At 65.3% G+C, this 15,646-nt stretch carries 19 protein-coding genes, 1 tRNA gene and 1 riboswitch; of the genes, 17 read left to right on the top strand and 3 right to left on the bottom strand.

Annotation, left to right across the window (positions count from 1 at the left end; all coding sequences use genetic code 11):
* Nucleotides 1-205: 205 nt before the first annotated feature.
* Together PCLY_RS12785 and PCLY_RS12780 are read left to right on the top strand one after the other, a co-directional pair.
* Nucleotides 206-1,345, top strand: coding sequence for a DUF5610 domain-containing protein (locus tag PCLY_RS12785; RefSeq protein ID WP_061239942.1), 1,140 nt, complete (start codon nt 206-208; stop codon nt 1,343-1,345).
* A gap of 48 nt (nt 1,346-1,393) precedes the next feature.
* Complete coding sequence (locus PCLY_RS12780; protein WP_061239938.1) at nt 1,394-1,630, top strand: glutaredoxin family protein; 237 nt, start codon at nt 1,394-1,396, stop codon at nt 1,628-1,630.
* 61 nt (nt 1,631-1,691) lie between these two features.
* On the opposite strand, the gene PCLY_RS12775 is transcribed toward PCLY_RS12780, so the two are convergent.
* From PCLY_RS12775 to mobA, 3 genes are all read right to left on the bottom strand, one after another.
* A tRNA-Pro gene (locus tag PCLY_RS12775) sits at nt 1,692-1,768 on the bottom strand.
* Nucleotides 1,769-1,899: 131 nt separating this feature from the next.
* The gene (locus tag PCLY_RS12770) at nt 1,900-2,121 is read right to left on the bottom strand and encodes a YgdI/YgdR family lipoprotein (protein WP_061239935.1); all 222 of its coding nucleotides are present in this window, start codon (nt 2,119-2,121) and stop codon (nt 1,900-1,902) included.
* Between the two features lie 87 nt (nt 2,122-2,208).
* The gene (gene mobA, locus PCLY_RS12765; RefSeq protein ID WP_061239932.1) at nt 2,209-2,799 is read right to left on the bottom strand and encodes a molybdenum cofactor guanylyltransferase MobA; all 591 of its coding nucleotides are present in this window, start codon (nt 2,797-2,799) and stop codon (nt 2,209-2,211) included.
* Nucleotides 2,800-2,867: 68 nt separating this feature from the next.
* On the opposite strand from mobA, the gene moaB reads away from it, so the two are divergent.
* The 15 genes from moaB to PCLY_RS12690 all read left to right on the top strand — a co-directional run bounded on the left by moaB (nt 2,868) and on the right by PCLY_RS12690 (nt 15,625).
* Nucleotides 2,868-3,407 (top strand): molybdenum cofactor biosynthesis protein B, encoded by a 540-nt coding sequence (moaB, locus tag PCLY_RS12760; RefSeq protein WP_061239929.1) that lies wholly within the window; start codon nt 2,868-2,870, stop codon nt 3,405-3,407.
* Complete coding sequence (locus PCLY_RS12755) at nt 3,404-4,618, top strand: molybdopterin molybdotransferase MoeA (protein WP_061239925.1); 1,215 nt, start codon at nt 3,404-3,406, stop codon at nt 4,616-4,618. The genes moaB and PCLY_RS12755 overlap by 4 nt, the downstream gene beginning before the upstream one ends.
* Nucleotides 4,619-4,767: 149 nt before the next feature.
* Nucleotides 4,768-5,394 carry a C40 family peptidase gene (locus PCLY_RS12750; RefSeq protein ID WP_061239923.1) on the top strand — a complete coding sequence of 209 codons (627 nt, stop codon included), beginning with the start codon at nt 4,768-4,770 and terminating at the stop codon, nt 5,392-5,394.
* Between the two features lie 84 nt (nt 5,395-5,478).
* The gene (locus tag PCLY_RS12745) at nt 5,479-6,003 is read left to right on the top strand and encodes an NlpC/P60 family protein (protein WP_061239920.1); all 525 of its coding nucleotides are present in this window, start codon (nt 5,479-5,481) and stop codon (nt 6,001-6,003) included.
* Between the two features lie 6 nt (nt 6,004-6,009).
* Entirely contained in the window at nt 6,010-6,330 is a 321-nt protein-coding gene (locus tag PCLY_RS12740) for a hypothetical protein (RefSeq protein WP_061239917.1), read from the top strand.
* Nucleotides 6,331-6,369: 39 nt separating this feature from the next.
* Nucleotides 6,370-6,590, top strand: a riboswitch (cobalamin riboswitch).
* A gap of 188 nt (nt 6,591-6,778) precedes the next feature.
* The gene (gene cobO, locus PCLY_RS12735) at nt 6,779-7,390 is read left to right on the top strand and encodes a cob(I)yrinic acid a,c-diamide adenosyltransferase (protein ID WP_061239914.1); all 612 of its coding nucleotides are present in this window, start codon (nt 6,779-6,781) and stop codon (nt 7,388-7,390) included.
* On the top strand, nt 7,390-8,682 hold the full coding sequence (locus tag PCLY_RS12730; protein WP_061239911.1) for a cobyrinate a,c-diamide synthase: 1,293 nt from the start codon (nt 7,390-7,392) through the stop codon (nt 8,680-8,682). Before cobO ends, PCLY_RS12730 begins: the two co-directional genes overlap by 1 nt.
* On the top strand, nt 8,679-9,332 hold the full coding sequence (bluB, locus tag PCLY_RS12725) for a 5,6-dimethylbenzimidazole synthase (RefSeq protein ID WP_061239908.1): 654 nt from the start codon (nt 8,679-8,681) through the stop codon (nt 9,330-9,332). The genes PCLY_RS12730 and bluB overlap by 4 nt, the downstream gene beginning before the upstream one ends.
* A 3-nt stretch (nt 9,333-9,335) precedes the next feature.
* Complete coding sequence (gene cbiB / locus PCLY_RS12720) at nt 9,336-10,244, top strand: adenosylcobinamide-phosphate synthase CbiB (protein WP_061239906.1); 909 nt, start codon at nt 9,336-9,338, stop codon at nt 10,242-10,244.
* A complete protein-coding gene (gene cobD / locus PCLY_RS12715; RefSeq protein WP_061239904.1) occupies nt 10,237-11,247 on the top strand; it encodes a threonine-phosphate decarboxylase CobD in 1,011 nt (336 codons plus the stop codon). The genes cbiB and cobD overlap by 8 nt, the downstream gene beginning before the upstream one ends.
* Nucleotides 11,247-12,695, top strand: coding sequence for a cobyric acid synthase (locus PCLY_RS12710; protein WP_061239901.1), 1,449 nt, complete (start codon nt 11,247-11,249; stop codon nt 12,693-12,695). Before cobD ends, PCLY_RS12710 begins: the two co-directional genes overlap by 1 nt.
* Before the next feature lie 56 nt (nt 12,696-12,751).
* On the top strand, nt 12,752-13,273 hold the full coding sequence (cobU, locus tag PCLY_RS12705) for a bifunctional adenosylcobinamide kinase/adenosylcobinamide-phosphate guanylyltransferase (protein ID WP_061239899.1): 522 nt from the start codon (nt 12,752-12,754) through the stop codon (nt 13,271-13,273).
* A complete protein-coding gene (cobT, locus tag PCLY_RS12700; protein ID WP_061239896.1) occupies nt 13,270-14,325 on the top strand; it encodes a nicotinate-nucleotide--dimethylbenzimidazole phosphoribosyltransferase in 1,056 nt (351 codons plus the stop codon). The genes cobU and cobT overlap by 4 nt, the downstream gene beginning before the upstream one ends.
* Entirely contained in the window at nt 14,322-14,897 is a 576-nt protein-coding gene (gene cobC, locus PCLY_RS12695; protein WP_197432184.1) for an alpha-ribazole phosphatase family protein, read from the top strand. The genes cobT and cobC overlap by 4 nt, the downstream gene beginning before the upstream one ends.
* On the top strand, nt 14,894-15,625 hold the full coding sequence (locus PCLY_RS12690) for an adenosylcobinamide-GDP ribazoletransferase (RefSeq protein ID WP_061239890.1): 732 nt from the start codon (nt 14,894-14,896) through the stop codon (nt 15,623-15,625). Before cobC ends, PCLY_RS12690 begins: the two co-directional genes overlap by 4 nt.
* Nucleotides 15,626-15,646: the final 21 nt, after the last annotated feature.

Raw genomic sequence — 15,646 nt, 5'->3', positions numbered from 1 at the left:
GGGGCTTTGAGCGAGGCGGCGGCATCGTTGAGAGGGCTCTAGCTTGCGCTCGGCAGCGCTCTGCTCGGATTTGCCGACCATCGGGAATATTCCCGGCAGGGGCTACGGCAGTTGAGAAAAGTCGGCAACCGTTGGTCGATAAAGATTAAAGCTCGCCCTTCGATGGCCGTTAAGTTCGGCAGATAACCTATTCAGGTACCCAGTCATGAACCCTCTGAGCTCTCTCAATTCCGCCGCTTCCCGTACTGCGCAAGCCAGCCAGTCCATGGCCGCGCGTAACAACGCCGCCGATGCGCAGGCCACGCTGGCCAACCGCCTCGCGGAGAAGCTGGGTGTACAGCCGGGCTCGCTCTCTGGGTCGCGCGAGGACTACACCCCGGAGAAAGTGGCCGGGCGGATTCTGGGCTTCATCGAGCAGCGCTTGCAGAGCGAGGCTGCTGCCGGCGCTGACCCGGCCAAGTTGGACAAGCTGTTGTCTCAGGCGCGCGAGGGCGTGGAGAAGGGGTTCGCCGAGGCACGCAAGATTCTCGATGGCATGGGCGTATTGAAAGGCCAGGTAGCCGGCGATATCGATGACACCTACAAGCGTATTCAGGATGGTTTCGGTGACCTCGACAAGCGCTTCGGCAGCGCTGCCCAGAGCCCTTCGGACAAGGTCGCTCTGGCCGGTTACAGCGAACGCTTCAGCGCACTGGCGGAGACCTTCGAGCTGTCCGTAACCACTCGCGATGGTGACCGTCTGCGTATTTCCGTGGCGCAGGCTTCGGCCAATTGGTCGCAGAGCAGCTTCGCCGCCTCCAGCGATGGCAAGTCCGCGACCGTGGCGGGTAGCAGTCAGTCCGGCAGCATGCGCATTGGTGGCTGGCAGGTGGACGTCGAAGGCGAGCTGGACGATGACGAGGTCAAGGCGCTGGAGAAGCTGTTCGGTCAGGTTCAGGATCTCTCCGACAAGTTCTATGCTGGTGATCTGGCCGGCGCTTTCGACCGCGCCATGGCACTGGACATGGATGGCGAGCAATTGGCGTCGATGTCGCTGCGCCTGACCCAGACCAGCGTGCGGCAGGCCACCGATGCCTATGGTTCGGTAGCCGGGCAGGGGGCCAGTGCGACCAATACAGGTCTGCAGGATTACGCTCAGGGATTGCTTGATGCGCTGCGCAGCGCGGGTGAGCTGGCGCAGGAGCCGCGCAGCATGCTCAAGGAATTGCTCAAGGGCGGCTTCTCGCTGGATGAGCGCTTCGATCTGCCGCGCCTGGAGAAAGCCGACAGCCTCAACCGCAGTCTGCTCGACGGGTTGCAGTCGCTGGTTGCCGGCGAGGCGGGCAAGGACGCCGACGCGAGCTGATCGACGCCGGTGCTAAACTGTGCACCTTGCTGATCGTGAGGTGCGTTCATGACGCCTGAATGCCAACTTTTCGGAACCCTGGGCTGCCATCTCTGCGAGGTGGCCGAGGCGCTGCTCATGCCATTCGTCGAGAATGGCCTGCTGGTCGAGTTGATCGACATCGCCGAGCATGAGGGGATGGTCGAACGCTACGGATTGCGTATCCCGGTACTGCGTCGCTGCGACACGGGTGGTGAGCTGAACTGGCCATTCGATGCCGAGCAGGTGGTGACCTTTCTGAGCTGAGCGCAACATTCCAACAAATTGCAGGCAATAAAAAACCCGCCGGTTAAGGCGGGTTTTGATTTGGTCGGAGAGACAGGATTCGAACCTGCGACCTTCTCGTCCCGAACGAGACGCGCTACCAAGCTGCGCTACACTCCGAATGAGGCGTATTCTACTGAAAAACTTTTATCGCACAAGGGGTTAGCCTGAAAAAATCTTCGAGCTGAGCATCCAGTCGTCAGCCGGTTTGGGTTCCCGGCATCTTTCAGTAGCGCCTCACGTGCCCTTGTTCAGAGCTCCTTGACCGTCTGCACCTGATCCTTGTTGATCGTGGCGCGCTTGCCGTCGAGCTGCTCGAATTCGTAGAAGCCGGATTCTTCATCGAAGTTGGGCTTGTCGACGGTCTGGATCTCACGCCCGTCATTCAGCGTGATCACCGACGGCGTGGAGCAGCCGGCCAGTACAGCGAAGCCGATCGTCATAAGCAGGGCGGGGATGATCCGTTTGTTCATGGTCTGTCTCCTTGGGTACTAAAAGGGATGCTATACCCTGGCTCAGACGTAAAACTGTCACATGAGTTCCGCCGAGGCAGATGTGTTTCAGCCAGGCAATGGATGAGCCGTCAGTGTTTCCGGTGTATTGAAATTGGCCAGTCGGGCGTCGCCCGCCGGGCACTCGACGGCGATGGGGGACAGTTTGCCGAACCAGCGTTGTGGGCTGCGCTCGCCGGATTGCCAGGCCTGCTCCAGGTCGTCCTTCAGTCGTGTGGGGAGCAGGCAGAACAGCGGTTGCCAGTAATTACCCTGGCGAATCACTACCGGTTGGCTGCCTGATTGCGCCAGTAGCGACTCGATCAGTGCGCGATCGACCAGCGGGGCGTCACACGGCAATACCAGCATCTGTTCGTGGCGTGCTGCGGCCATGCCGGCGCGAATGCCGGCCAGCGGCCCCTGGAAGTCTTCATCCTCGTCGGCGACCAGCTGATCGGCATAAGGCGCATAGCGTTCATTGTTGCGGTTGCAGGAAATGATCAGGTCGTCGCTCATTGGTCTGGTCAGATCATGCAACCAGGCGATCAGTGGGCGGCCTTGCCATTCCAGCAAACCCTTGTCGTGGCCGCCCATGCGCTGGCCGCGGCCGCCGGAAAGCAGTAGTACCGAGCAGCTGGGAAGGGCTTTGGAAGCGGGCATGCAGGCAGTCTCCGAGGGCAGGCTGTGTGATATAACAGCGCCCATTGTCTACTAATTGGATGCCTGCCATGAACCACAAGGCCGAAGCGGTTTTCGTGCCGCTGAACATCGCCGTGCTCACCGTCAGCGACACGCGTACCCTGGAGAACGATACCTCGGGGCAACTGCTGGTTGATCGCCTGACTGCCGCCGGCCACCAGCTGGCCGCTCGCGTGCTGCTCAAGGACGACCTGTACAAGATCCGCGCCCAGGTAGCGACCTGGATCGCCGAGGACCAGGTGCAGGTCGTGGTGATCACGGGCGGCACCGGCTTCACCGGCCGTGACAGCACGCCGGAAGCGGTCGCCTGCTTGCTGGACAAACAGGTCGACGGCTTCGGTGAGCTGTTCCGGCAGATATCCGTTGCCGATATCGGCACCTCCACCATTCAGTCGCGCGCGCTGGCCGGTCTGGCCAATGGCACCCTGGTGTGCTGCCTGCCGGGGTCGACCAACGCCTGCCGCACCGCCTGGGACGGCATTCTCGGCGAGCAGCTGGATGCGCGGCACCGTCCCTGCAACTTCGTCCCGCACCTGAAACAGATTGCTGCCTGCGAGACCCGTGGATGAGTGGTTGCGATCACCCCGGCCTGTTGCCAATGGAAGCAGCGCTGGAACGCCTGCTGGCGCTGGCAGAGGCGGCGCCGATCGAGCAGGTCGAGCAGGTTGCGCTGGCCGAGGCTGATGGTCGGGTGCTGGCCGAGCCGCTGATCGCAGCGCTGGATCTGCCGCCCTGGGCCAACAGCGCCATGGACGGATATGCCCTGCGGCTGGCCGACTGGAACGACCAGCCGTTGCCGGTCAGTCAACGGATTCAGGCCGGCACTGCGCCTGCGTCCCTGGAGCCAGGAACCTGTGCGCGCATTTTCACTGGAGCGCCGCTGCCTGAGGGCGCCGACACCGTGGAAATGCAGGAAAACGTCGAAGTCGATGAAGCGGGGCACGTGCATTTTTGCCAGCAGATGAAGGTCGCTCAGAACGTCCGTGCTCAAGGTCAGGAAACTCGCATCGGCGATTGCGTGCTGCCGGCAGGCACGCGTCTGGGGCCTATCGAACTGGGGCTGGCGGCCTCTCTCGGCGCTGCGCACTTGTCGGTGCGTCGGCGCCTGCGCGTCGCCGTGCTGTCCACCGGGGATGAGCTGGTCGAGCCAGGGCAGGCCTTGGGGCCGGGCCAGATCTACAACAGCAATCGACGCCTGCTGATCGCCTGGTTGCAGCGGCTGGGTTGCAGCGTGGTCGATGCAGGCATCCTTCCCGATGACCTGCAGCTCACCCGCGAGGCGCTGGGCGGCCTGGGCGAGGTCGACCTGATTCTCTCCACGGGGGGTGTTTCTGTCGGTGAGGCAGATTTTCTTGGCATGACCCTGCGCGAGGCCGGCGAGCTGGCGCTGTGGAAGCTGGCGATCAAGCCCGGCAAACCACTGACGTTCGGTCATTACCAGGGCGTTCCGGTCATTGGCTTGCCGGGCAACCCGGCCTCGACACTGGTTACCTTCGGCCTGCTGGCGCGTCCTTACATGCTGCGCCGCCTGGGCGTGCAGCGTGTCGAACCCCTGGGTTTCGCGGTGCCGGCAGGTTTTGTCTGGCGCAAGCCGGGCATGCGTCGCGAGTACCTGCGGGCACGCCTAGAGCGGGGGCGGGTGGTGCCCTACGCCAATCAGAGTTCAGGTGTGCTGCGTAGCGCCGCCTGGGCCGAAGGGCTGGCCGAGGTGATGGAAGGCAGCACGCTGGCCGAGGGGGATATGCTGCGCTTTATCCCGCTGAGCGAGATTCTCGGCTAGCGCCTGAGTTGCCCGGCCGTGCGAATGGTCGGGCGCTTTAGATGGTGTGGCGAAACTACTGGGTCACATTTATAACGATAGAATTTGCAAATGAGCCTTATAGCGGGCATATTCGCCAGCTTGTAAATTCAATCGACACGGTCGTGCCCATGCTAAGACGCTTCGCACCCCTCGTGCCTCTTGCACTCACAGCCTTTCTCGCTGCCTGCGCCGGCCACGCGCCGCAACCGCAGATCAGCGAAGCCGCGGTCGAGCCAGTTGCTCGTCCGCTCTCCCAGCAGGTCGAGCCTGAGCCTGCCGACGATGAAATCGCCGCGCTGACCGACGACAAACCCTACGAAATGCCGCAGCTGGCTGACAGTCTGCTCGACCTCGGGCGTTCGCTGATCGGTACGCGTTATCGCTATGGCGGCACTTCGGTGCAGTCTGGTTTCGATTGCAGCGGTTTCGTGGGTTACCTGTTCCGCAAGGAAGTTGGTCTCGAACTGCCGCGTTCGACCCGTGAGTTGATCAAGCTGGACGCGCCCAAGGTGGCGCGCGCCGATCTGGAGCCGGGTGATCTGATTCTGTTCAACGACCGTGGCCGTGGTCGCGTCAGCCATGCCGGCATCTACCTGGGCGATGACCAGTTCATCCACTCCAGCAGCAGCCGCAGCGGTGGTGTGCGTATCGACAGCCTGGACGACAGCTACTGGAACCGCAGTTACCTGCAGGCCAAGCGCGTCCTGGCACTGGCTCCGGTGGAAGAGCAGGTCGCCGCCAAGCGCCACAACTGATGGGTCACGGCGTAACCCAAGGGTTGCGCCGTTCGTCGTGAATCGGCAGAGTAGAGCGCATTCAGGCTCTGGATCGCCTCGCTTATGCCCGTCACGACCCGTGTTGCCCTCATTTCTCTCGTGCTGCTGCTGAGCGCCTGTAGCAGCCGCGCACCTTCTCCTCAGCCGACCTATATTCCTCCGGTGTCTTCTTCCGCCTATCAGGGCGGTACTGATGATGTGTTGTTTCGCGCGCTGGGGTTGGTCGGCACGCCTTATCGCTATGGCGGCAACACGCCTGAGGGTGGCTTCGACTGCAGTGGTCTGATCGGCTATGTATACCGCGATGCTGCGGGTATCCGCCTGCCGCGCTCGACCCGCGAGCTGAGTGCGATGCGCACTCCGGATGTTCGCCGCGATGCGCTGCAAAGCGGTGATCTGGTGTTCTTCGCCACCAATGGCGGGCGCGCTGTCAGTCACGCCGGTATCTACGTCGGCGAGGGGCGTTTCGTACATGCGCCGTCCACGGGCGGTACGGTGCGTCTGGACAGTCTCGACAACGTCTACTGGCAGCGTGTCTACCTCGATGCCAAGCGTGTGATCACACCCGAGCTTGCCCGCAATCCCTGACCTGTCATGGCCGAGCCCATTCGCCTGCCGCCTCAGCCCGAGGCTTGCGAGCTGTGCGCACGGCCGGTTGCGCTGACGCGTCATCATTTGATTCCCAAAGCACTGCACGACAAGGCCTACGTGCAGAAACGCTTCGCTCGTCATGCGCGCATCACGGCCACGCTCTGGGTCTGTCGCGCCTGCCATAACCAGATTCACCGGCTGTTCAGCGAAAAGGAGCTGGCGCTGATCTACAACAGCCGCGACGCGCTGCTGGGTGATGAGCGTCTGCGTACCTTCGTCGAGTGGCTGGCCACCAAGCCGGCGGGCTTCACGCCCAGGCATTGAGCGGTCTCGGCGTTGACGCGCAGGGCTGCCAGCCTCTACCCTGCGCGCCTTGCTTCAGGTGCCCCGAGTTGCCGTCAATCGCGCATGAGGGGTGAAACAGGGAAGCCGGTCCGAATGCCGGCGCTGCCCCCGCAACGGTAGGTGAGTCAAACACCGCTCACGCAGTCTGCAACGCCACTGTGCTCTGCACGGGAAGGCGCGGTGTCGAGCCTTTGGGTTCACTCACGAGCCCGGAGACCGGCCTGTCGCAATTTCACGGCATCGCGGAGGGCGTTGTCCGGCCGACGCTCCGGTTTCCCGGGGTGTTGGTGTTTCCTGTCTTCCGCTCGCCTGACCAGCCATTGGCGCCTGGGTGAGAACGTGCGGATCATCGCGACCTGCTTTCTCATCGCCGCTCATGCTGTTTAACCAACAGCAGACGCGGGTGCCTGATGTACAGGAGCACAGCATGAACGAGTCCAGCGAACGCGATGCCCGCCACAAGGCGCGCATGCAGCGCAAGAAAGCCCTGATCGACGAGAAGATCGCCCAGGCTCAGGACGAATACGGCCTGCTGCTGGTGCACAGCGGTAATGGCAAGGGCAAGAGCAGCAGCGCCTTCGGCATGGTCGCGCGCGCCCTCGGTCATGGCCTCCGGGTCGGCGTGGTGCAGTTCATCAAGGGCGCTGCCAGCACCGGTGAGGAAACCTTCTTCAGGCGCTTTCCCGAAGAGGTCAGCTACCACGTCATGGGCGAGGGCTTTACCTGGGAAACCCAGGATCGTCAGCGTGATATCGCCAAGGCGCAGGAAGCCTGGGCTGTGGCTCGGCGCCTGCTCAGCGACGAGTCCGTCGGCCTGGTCGTGCTGGACGAGCTGAACATCGCCCTCAAGCATGGCTACCTCGAACTGGACGCGGTGCTGGCCGATATCGAGGCCCGGCCGCTGCTGCAGCACGTGGTGGTGACGGGCCGTGGCGCCTTGCCGGGGATGATCGAGGCGGCCGATACGGTCACCGAGATGAACCTAGTCAAACATGCCTTCAAGTCCGGGGTTAAGGCTCAGAAGGGCGTCGAATTCTGATGGCTGCACGTCACTGCCCGGCACTGTTGATTGCCGCCCCGGCTTCCGGCCAGGGCAAGACCACCGTGACTGCCGCCCTGGCGCGCCTGCATACGCGCCAGGGGCGGCGAGTGCGGGTATTCAAGTGCGGTCCGGATTTTCTCGATCCGATGATCCATGCCCGTGCCAGTGGCGCGCCGGTGTACCAGCTCGATCTGGCCATGGTCGGTGAGGGCGAGAGCCGTCGACTGTTGTGGCAGGCCGCAGGCGAGGCCGATCTGATTCTCATCGAAGGGGTGATGGGGCTGTTCGATGGCAAGCCCTCGGCGGCCGATCTGGCGCGTCGTTTCGGCGTGCCGGTGCTGGCGGTGATCGATGGCGCAGCAATGGCGCAGACCTTCGGTGCGCTGGCCCATGGCCTGGCCACCTTCCAGCCAGACCTGCCTTTTGCCGGCGTGCTCGGCAACCGCGTGGCCAGCACCCGTCATGGCGACATCCTGCGCGATGCATTGCCGCCCAGCATTCGCTGGTTCGGCGCCTTACCGCGTAGCGCTGCGGTGGAGCTGCCCAGCCGTCACCTGGGCCTGGTGCAGGCAGACGAGCTGGCTGATCTGGACGCGCGCCTGGATGCCGCTGCCGATGCGCTGGCAGCTACTGCCGACGTCGACCTGCCGCCGGCAGTGAGTTTTACCGCGCCGGTGATTGAGCAGCCACCTGAGCTGCTGGCCGGAGTTCGTATCGGCGTGGCGCGTGACGCGGCGTTCGCCTTTCTTTATCAGGCCAACCTCGACCTGCTGCACGCCCTCGGGGCCGAGCTGCATTTCTTCTCGCCATTGAGCGACAGCACGTTGCCCGACGTGGACAGCCTTTATCTGCCGGGCGGTTATCCCGAGCTGTACCTGTCCGAGCTGGAGGGCAATCAGGCTATGGCTGACGCGATTCGTGTCCATCACCGGGCCGGCAAGCCGCTGCTCGCCGAATGTGGCGGCATGCTCTACCTGCTCGATGAGCTGCGCGACAAACAGGGCGCCAGTGGGCGCATGCTCGGTCTGCTCAGCGGCAGCGCGGCATTGCAGGCCCGCCTGACGGCTCTGGCCCTGCAGGAGGTGACGTTGCCGGAGGGTGAGCTGCGCGGCCACAGTTACCACCACTCGCGGCTGGAAAGTCCATTGCAGCCCCTGGCGCTCGGCCGCTGCCCGAATGGCAAGCCAGTGGCCGAGGCGGTGTACCGCCTGGGTCGACTCACCGCCAGCTATATCCACTTCTACTTACCGTCCAACCCGGAGGCAGCCGCTGCGCTGTTGCGTCCGTGACCGACCACGCCTTCAGTCTTGAGGAGCGCGCTGCGGTGTACCGCGCCATCGCCGAGCGCCGTGACATGCGCCACTTCGCCGGTGGCCAGGTGCCGCCCGAGGTGCTGGCGCGCCTGCTCGAAGCGGCGCACCACGCGCCCAGCGTCGGCCTGATGCAGCCCTGGCGTTTCCTGCGTATCAGCGATCGGCCGTTGCGCGAGGCGGCCCATGCGCTGGTGGAGGCCGAGCGGGTACGCACCGCCGAAGCCCTGGGCGAGCGTTCGGATGAATTCATGCGGCTCAAGGTCGAAGGTATCCGCGATTGCGCCGAACTGCTGGCGGTGGCGCTGATGGACGGGCGTGAAGCGCATGTCTTCGGACGACGCACCTTGCCGGAAATGGATATGGCCTCGGTCGCCTGTGCCATTCAGAATCTCTGGCTGGCCGCGCGGGCCGAAGGGCTGGGGCTTGGCTGGGTCTCGCTGTTCGACCCCGAGGCACTCGCCGAGCTGCTGGGGATGCCGGCCGGCAGCAAGCCGGTGGCGCTGCTGTGTCTGGGGCCGGTGCATGCCTTTTACGAAAAACCGATGCTGGTGGAAGAGGGCTGGGCCAAGCCGCGGCCTCTGGCCGAGTTGCTGTTCGAGAATCGATGGGGAATACAGGGTGACTGAACGATGAGCCTGGCGCTGATCACCTGCGCCGGCGTGGCGCTGGACGCCGCGCTGGGTGAGCCCCGGCGCGCGCACCCGCTGGTGGCTTTCGGGCGTCTGGCCGAGCGCCTGGAGCAGCGCTTCAATCCTGCCGGCGGCGGTTGGCGCAGCCACGGTGTCACGGCCTGGTGTCTGGCGGTGCTGCCGCTGACCTTGATCACCTGGTTGCTGACGCAGGTCAGCTCACTGGGCTGGGCGGTGGAGATCCTGGCCCTGTACTTCGCCCTTGGCCTGCGCAGCCTGTACGAACATGCGCAACCGGTGGCGCAGGCGTTGCGCCTGGGCGATCTGGCCCTGGCGCGTGAGCGCGTCGGCTGGATGGTCAGCCGTAACACCGCCGAACTGGACGCCACGGCCGTGGCCCGCGCCGGTACCGAATCGGTGCTGGAGAATGGTTCCGATGCGGTGTTCGCCGCCTTGTTCTGGTTCATCGTCGCTGGCGCGCCGGGCGTGGTTCTGTATCGCCTGAGCAATACCCTCGATGCCATGTGGGGTTATCGCAACGACCGCTTCGAGCGTTTTGGCTGGGCCGCGGCGAAGATCGATGACGTGCTCAATTACATTCCTGCACGCCTGGTGGCGCTCACCTATGCACTGCTCGGACGCACCGCCCTGGCCCTGCGCTGCTGGCGCAAGCAGGCCCCGTTGTGGGACAGTCCCAATGCTGGCCCGGTGATGGCCTCTGGTGCAGGCAGCCTCGGCGTGAGCCTGGGCGGTGCGGCGGAGTATCACGGCGAGCGGCATGAGCGCCCGCAGTTGGGCGAGGGGCCGGCGCCGCGTGCGCGGGATATCGAGCGGGCGATGAATCGAGTCGTCGCAGGCGTTGGCTTGTGGCTGGTGTGCCTGATCCTATGGGAGGTCTGGGTTGCTTGAGCATGGAGGTCGACTGCGCGCCGCTGCGCAGCGCTATGGCATCCCCCTGGAAGACTGGCTGGATCTGTCCACCGGGGTGGCGCCCTACGGTTGGGATCTGCCGGCCGTCCCGGCTTCGGCCTGGGCACGCCTGCCCGAAGCGGACGATGGGCTGGAACAGGCCGCGCGCGACTACTATGGCGCCGTCAATCTGCTGCCGGTCGCCGGCTCGCAGGCAGCGATCCAGGCCTTGCCGCGTCTGCGCCGCGACGCCAGCGTGGGCATCATCGCGCCGACCTACGCCGAGCACGCTGCCGCCTGGCGTCGCGAAGGCCACCGTGTCACCAAGCTCAGCGAAGGTTCGGTGCATCGCGCGCTGCCGCAGTTGGACGTGCTGCTGCTGGTCAACCCGAACAACCCGACTGGGCGCCTGATCGAACCGGCCCGTCTGCTCGACTGGCACGATGAACTGGCCGAGCGGGGCGGCTGGCTGGTGGTCGACGAAGCTTTCATGGATTGCACGCCGGAGCACAGCCTGGCCGCCTACAGCGACATGCCGGGGCTGATCGTGCTGCGCTCGTTCGGCAAGTTCTTCGGCCTGGCCGGCCTGCGTCTGGGCTTCGTCCTGGCCGCCCAGGCGCTGCTGGATGAGCTGCAAGTGCTGCTCGGCCCCTGGGCAGTCAGCGGCCCGGCGCGCAGCGTGGCGCATAGCCTGCTGGTCGATGGCGAGGGGCAGCGTCGTCAGCGTGAACGCCTGCTGGCCGACGGCGAGCGCCTGACGGCGCTGCTGCGTGATTGTGGCCTGCCGTCGACCGGGGGCTCGTCGCTGTTCCAGTTCTGCTGCACCCGTCGCGCCGTGCCCTGCGCCGAGCTGCTGGCGCGGCGTGGCATCCTGGTGCGGCTGTTCGCCGAGTTGGACAGCCTGCGTTTCGGTCTGCCGGCGGACGAATCAGGCTGGCTGCGGTTGGAGCAGGGACTGCTGGAGTGCGCGCCGATCCTGGCGAGTCTCGAGGAAACGCCCTGATGGCTACGCTGATGGTGCAGGGCACCACCTCCGATGCGGGCAAGAGCACGCTGGTGACGGCGCTGTGCCGCTGGGCGCGGCGCCAGGGCATTTCCGTCGCGCCGTTCAAGGCGCAGAACATGGCGCTCAACTCTGCCGTGACCGCCGACGGTGGCGAGATCGGCCGAGCGCAAGCGGTGCAGGCACAAGCGGCCGGTCTGCAGCCGCATACCGACATGAACCCGGTGCTGCTCAAGCCCAACAGCGACATGGGCGCCCAGGTGATCATCCACGGCCGTGCCATCGGCAACATGCAGGCGCTGACCTATCACGGCTACAAGCCGGTGGCCATGGCGGCGGTGCTGGAGTCCCACGCGCGTTTGCTGGAGCGCCATGAACTGGTGCTGGTCGAGGGCGCAGGCTCGCCGGCCGAGATCAACCTGCGTGCCGGCGATATCGCCAACATGGGCTTTGCCGAGGCGGTGGATTGCCCGGTGATTCTGATCGCCGACATCGACAAGGGCGGTGTGTTCGCTCATCTGGTCGGCACCCTGGAGCTGCTCAGCCCGAGCGAGCAGGCGCGCATCCGGGGCTTCGTGATCAATCGTTTTCGCGGTGACATCACGCTGCTCAAGCCGGGGTTGGACTGGCTCGAACAGCGCACCGGCAAGCCGGTACTCGGCGTGCTGCCGTACCTGATGGACTTTCACCTGGAAGCCGAGGATGCCGTCGATACCCGTCAGCAAGCCAAGGACGATGAGGCCTTGCGTGTGGTGGTGCCGGTGCTGCCGCGCATCAGCAATCACACCGATTTCGACCCGTTGCGTCTGCATCCGCAGGTGCACCTGAGTTTCGTCGGACCCGGTCAGGCCATTCCCCCGGCGGATCTGATTATCCTGCCTGGCTCCAAGAGCGTGCGTGCCGATCTCGCACGTCTGCGTGAGCAGGGCTGGGATAAGGCAATCGCCCGCCACTTGCGCTATGGCGGGAAGGTTCTGGGCATCTGCGGAGGACTGCAGATGCTCGGTCGGCAGATTCACGATCCGCACGGCCTCGAAGGCGCAGCGGGTAGCAGCGAGGGGCTGGCCCTGCTGGATTTCGAAACGGTGCTGGAGCCGGAAAAACAGCTGCGCAACGTGCGCGGCCATTTGTGCCTGGAGCAGGCGCCGGTCAGCGGCTACGAGATCCACGCCGGCGTCAGTCGCGGGCCGGGGCTCAACGGCGCCGTGCAGCTCGATGACGGGCGCAGCGACGGTGGCCTGAGTACCGATGGCCAGGTGTTCGGCACCTACCTGCATGGCCTGTTCGAGCAACCACCGGCGTTCGCAGCACTGTTGCGCTGGGCCGGGCTGCGCGAGGTGCAGGCGGTGGATTATCAGGCGCTGCGTGAGCGCGATATCGAGCGCCTGGCGGATCAGGTGGAGCTGCACCTGGATACCGAGCAGTTACGGGTTCTCTGTGGCCTGTGACGTGCGCGACGCGCGAGCTATTGAACGGTGCGCACGGCGCACGCAACGGAGTGAAGATGCTTGAATTGATCCTCGGCGGTGCCCGTTCCGGCAAGAGCCGGTTGGCCGAGAAACTGGCCGGTGAGTCGGGGCTGGAGGTGGTCTATGTCGCCACCAGTCAGCCACTCGACGGCGAGATGAACACACGTGTCGCCCAGCATCGCGCGCGGCGGCCGGCCCACTGGGCGCTGGTCGAAGAGCCGCTGGCGCTGGCTCGCGTGCTGCGCGAACAGGCTGCGCCGGGGCGTTGCCTGCTGGTGGATTGCCTGACCCTGTGGCTGACCAATCTGCTGATGCTGGAAGATCCGGCGCGGCTCGAGGCTGAGCGAGAGGCATTGCTCGGCTGCGTGAGCGAGCTGCCGGGGCGCATCCTGCTGGTCAGCAACGAAACCGGCCTGGGCGTGGTGCCGCTCGGCGAGTTGACCCGCCGTTATGTCGATGAAGCTGGCTGGCTGCACCAGGCACTGGCCGAGCGCAGCCAGCGTGTGCTGTTCACTGTCGCCGGGCTGCCCATGCTGCTCAAGGGGGATGCGTTATGAGTCTGCAATGGTGGCAAGGGCCCTGTCAGCCACTCGATCATGTCGCTCGCTCCAAGGCGCAGACCCGTCAGGCGCAACTGACCAAGCCGGCGGGTTCGCTCGGGCGCCTGGAAGCGCTGGCCATTCATCTGGCGGCCTTGCAGGGACGCGAGCGGCCGAGCCTGGACAAACTGTGTATCGCCATTTTTGCCGGCGACCATGGCGTGGTCGCCGAGGGGATTTCCGCTTTTCCGCAGGCGGTGACCGGGCAGATGCTGGCCAACTTCGTCAGCGGCGGCGCGGCCATCAGCGTGCTCGCGCGCGAGCTCGATGGCGCGCTGGAGGTCATCGACCTGGGCACGGCCGAGCCGTTGCCGCCATTGCCTGGCGTGCGCCATCTGCAGGTCGGTGCTGGTACGCAGAACTTCGCCTGCGCTCCGGCCATGACCCTGGCGCAGGCGCTGATTTGCCTGGAAGCCGGTCGCGACAGCATCCAGCGTGCGCGTGCGCTCGGTTGCGACCTGTTCGTCGGCGGTGAGATGGGCATTGGCAATACCACTGCGGCGGCAGCGCTGGCCTGCTGGCTGCTGAATTGCCCGGCGAGCGAGCTGGCCGGCCCCGGTACCGGACTGGACGGCGCTGGCGTGGCGCACAAGGCGCGGGTGATCGACGCCGCGCTGGCACTGCACCGGGGGCAGATCGGCGATCCGTTGCAGGCACTGATTCACCTCGGTGGCTTCGAGATCGCCGCGCTCGTTGGCGCCTACCTGGCCGCTGCACAGCACGGCATTGCGATATTGGTCGATGGCTTCATCTGCAGCGTTGCGGCCTTGCTCGCCGTGCGCCTGAACCCTGACTGCCGTGACTGGCTGCTGTTCGCTCACCACGGCGCCGAGCCGGGTCACGTGCGCGTACTGCAGGCGCTGGAGGCCGAACCGCTGCTGGAGTTGGGCCTGCGTCTGGGCGAGGGCAGTGGTGCTGCGCTGGCCGTGCCATTGCTGCGTCTGGCCTGTGCCCTGCACGGACAGATGGCGACCTTCGCCGAAGCCGCCGTGGCGCAGAGGCCAGGCTGATGCTGCATCTGGAATTGCTGCGTCATGGCGAGACCGAGCTGGGCGGCGGCTTGCGCGGCAGCCTGGACGATGCGCTGACCGAACAGGGCTGGGCGCAGTTGCGGGGCGCCGTGCAGGGTGCCGGCCCCTGGGATCGCTTGATCAGTTCACCGCTGCAGCGCTGTGCCCGGTTTGCCGAGGAGCTGGCCGCCGCTCATGCCTTGCCGCTGCACCTAGAGCCTGGCCTGCAGGAACTGCATTTTGGTGACTGGGAAGGGCGCAGTGCTGCCGAGCTGATGCACAGTGATGCCGAGGCACTGGGGCAGTTCTGGGCCGACCCCTATGCATTCACACCGCCCAATGGCGAGCCTCTGCTGCAGTTCGAGGCGCGCATTCTTGCGGCTTTGCTGCGGTTGCAGCGCAGCTATGCCGGCGAGCGTCTGCTGGTGATCACCCATGGCGGCGTGATGCGCCTGTTGCTGGCGCGGGCACGCGGCTTGCCGCGCCAGGAGCTGCTGCAGGTCAATGTCGGCTACGCCCAGCGCTTTCGCCTGAGTCTGGATGTCAGCGGGCAACTGACGGAGTCGTCATGATCGCACCGCTGATCGCCCTGCAGTTTCTCACCCGCTTACCGGTCAAACTGCCGGGTATGCCCACGCCGGAGCAGATGGGCCGTTCGCTGCTCTGGTATCCCGCCGTAGGTCTGCTGCTCGGTCTGCTTCTGTGGGGCGCGCAGCTGTTGTTGGGGCAGGCACCGGCGCTGTTGCAGGCGGCGCTGCTGCTGGCACTGTGGGTGGCGCTGAGCGGTGGTCTGCACCTGGATGGCCTGGCCGATACGGCCGACGCCTGGGTCGGTGGCTTCGGCGACCGCGAGCGGACCCTGGCGATCATGAAAGACCCGCGCAGCGGCCCGATTGCGGTAGTGGTGCTGGTGCTGCTGTTGCTCCTGAAGTTCGCTGCATTGTTCACGCTGTTGCAGGCCGGGCAGGGGATCTATCTCGTATTGTTGCCCTGGCTGGGGCGCAGCCTGTTGCCGCTGTTGCTGGCGACCACACCCTATGTGCGCGCCGGCGGCCTGGGCCAGGCGCTGGTCGATCACCTGCCGCGTCGGCAACTGCCTTGGGTACTGGGTCTGCACCTGCTGGGCATGCTGCTGCTCGGCTGGCAGGGGCTGCTGGCGCTGGCGACGGGCTTGTTACTGTTCGTCTGGCTGCGCCGCGCCTTGCTGCAACGCCTCGGCGGCACCACGGGCGATACGGCCGGGGCACTTGTCGAGCTGGCTGAGTGCGCCGCACTTTTAGCGCTTGCGCTGAGCCTCTGACGCAACTGTTCTGCCGACGCA

The organism is Ectopseudomonas composti, assembly GCF_001567565.1.
Classification (GTDB): domain Bacteria; phylum Pseudomonadota; class Gammaproteobacteria; order Pseudomonadales; family Pseudomonadaceae; genus Aquipseudomonas; species Aquipseudomonas composti_A.
Note: the sequence above shows the minus strand (reverse complement) of the source record. Positions and strands in the feature narration are given on the sequence as shown.

Excerpts from the sequence above, each read along its gene's own strand:
- PCLY_RS12785 (WP_061239942.1), top strand. The coding sequence starts at position 206 with ATGAACCCTCTGAGCTCTCTCAATTCCGCCGCTTCCCGTACTGCGCAA.
- cobT (WP_061239896.1), top strand. The coding sequence starts at position 13,270 with ATGAGTCTGCAATGGTGGCAAGGGCCCTGTCAGCCACTCGATCATGTC.
- PCLY_RS12755 (WP_061239925.1), top strand. The coding sequence starts at position 3,404 with ATGAGTGGTTGCGATCACCCCGGCCTGTTGCCAATGGAAGCAGCGCTG.
- PCLY_RS12740 (WP_061239917.1), top strand. The coding sequence starts at position 6,010 with ATGGCCGAGCCCATTCGCCTGCCGCCTCAGCCCGAGGCTTGCGAGCTG.
- PCLY_RS12750 (WP_061239923.1), top strand. The coding sequence starts at position 4,768 with ATGCTAAGACGCTTCGCACCCCTCGTGCCTCTTGCACTCACAGCCTTT.
- cobU (WP_061239899.1), top strand. The coding sequence starts at position 12,752 with ATGCTTGAATTGATCCTCGGCGGTGCCCGTTCCGGCAAGAGCCGGTTG.
- moaB (WP_061239929.1), top strand. The coding sequence starts at position 2,868 with ATGAACCACAAGGCCGAAGCGGTTTTCGTGCCGCTGAACATCGCCGTG.
- PCLY_RS12730 (WP_061239911.1), top strand. The coding sequence starts at position 7,390 with ATGGCTGCACGTCACTGCCCGGCACTGTTGATTGCCGCCCCGGCTTCC.
- cobO (WP_061239914.1), top strand. The coding sequence starts at position 6,779 with ATGAACGAGTCCAGCGAACGCGATGCCCGCCACAAGGCGCGCATGCAG.
- PCLY_RS12710 (WP_061239901.1), top strand. The coding sequence starts at position 11,247 with ATGGCTACGCTGATGGTGCAGGGCACCACCTCCGATGCGGGCAAGAGC.
- mobA (WP_061239932.1), bottom strand. The coding sequence starts at position 2,799 with ATGCCCGCTTCCAAAGCCCTTCCCAGCTGCTCGGTACTACTGCTTTCC.
- PCLY_RS12690 (WP_061239890.1), top strand. The coding sequence starts at position 14,894 with ATGATCGCACCGCTGATCGCCCTGCAGTTTCTCACCCGCTTACCGGTC.
- PCLY_RS12770 (WP_061239935.1), bottom strand. The coding sequence starts at position 2,121 with ATGAACAAACGGATCATCCCCGCCCTGCTTATGACGATCGGCTTCGCT.
- cbiB (WP_061239906.1), top strand. The coding sequence starts at position 9,336 with ATGAGCCTGGCGCTGATCACCTGCGCCGGCGTGGCGCTGGACGCCGCG.
- PCLY_RS12745 (WP_061239920.1), top strand. The coding sequence starts at position 5,479 with ATGCCCGTCACGACCCGTGTTGCCCTCATTTCTCTCGTGCTGCTGCTG.
- PCLY_RS12780 (WP_061239938.1), top strand. The coding sequence starts at position 1,394 with ATGACGCCTGAATGCCAACTTTTCGGAACCCTGGGCTGCCATCTCTGC.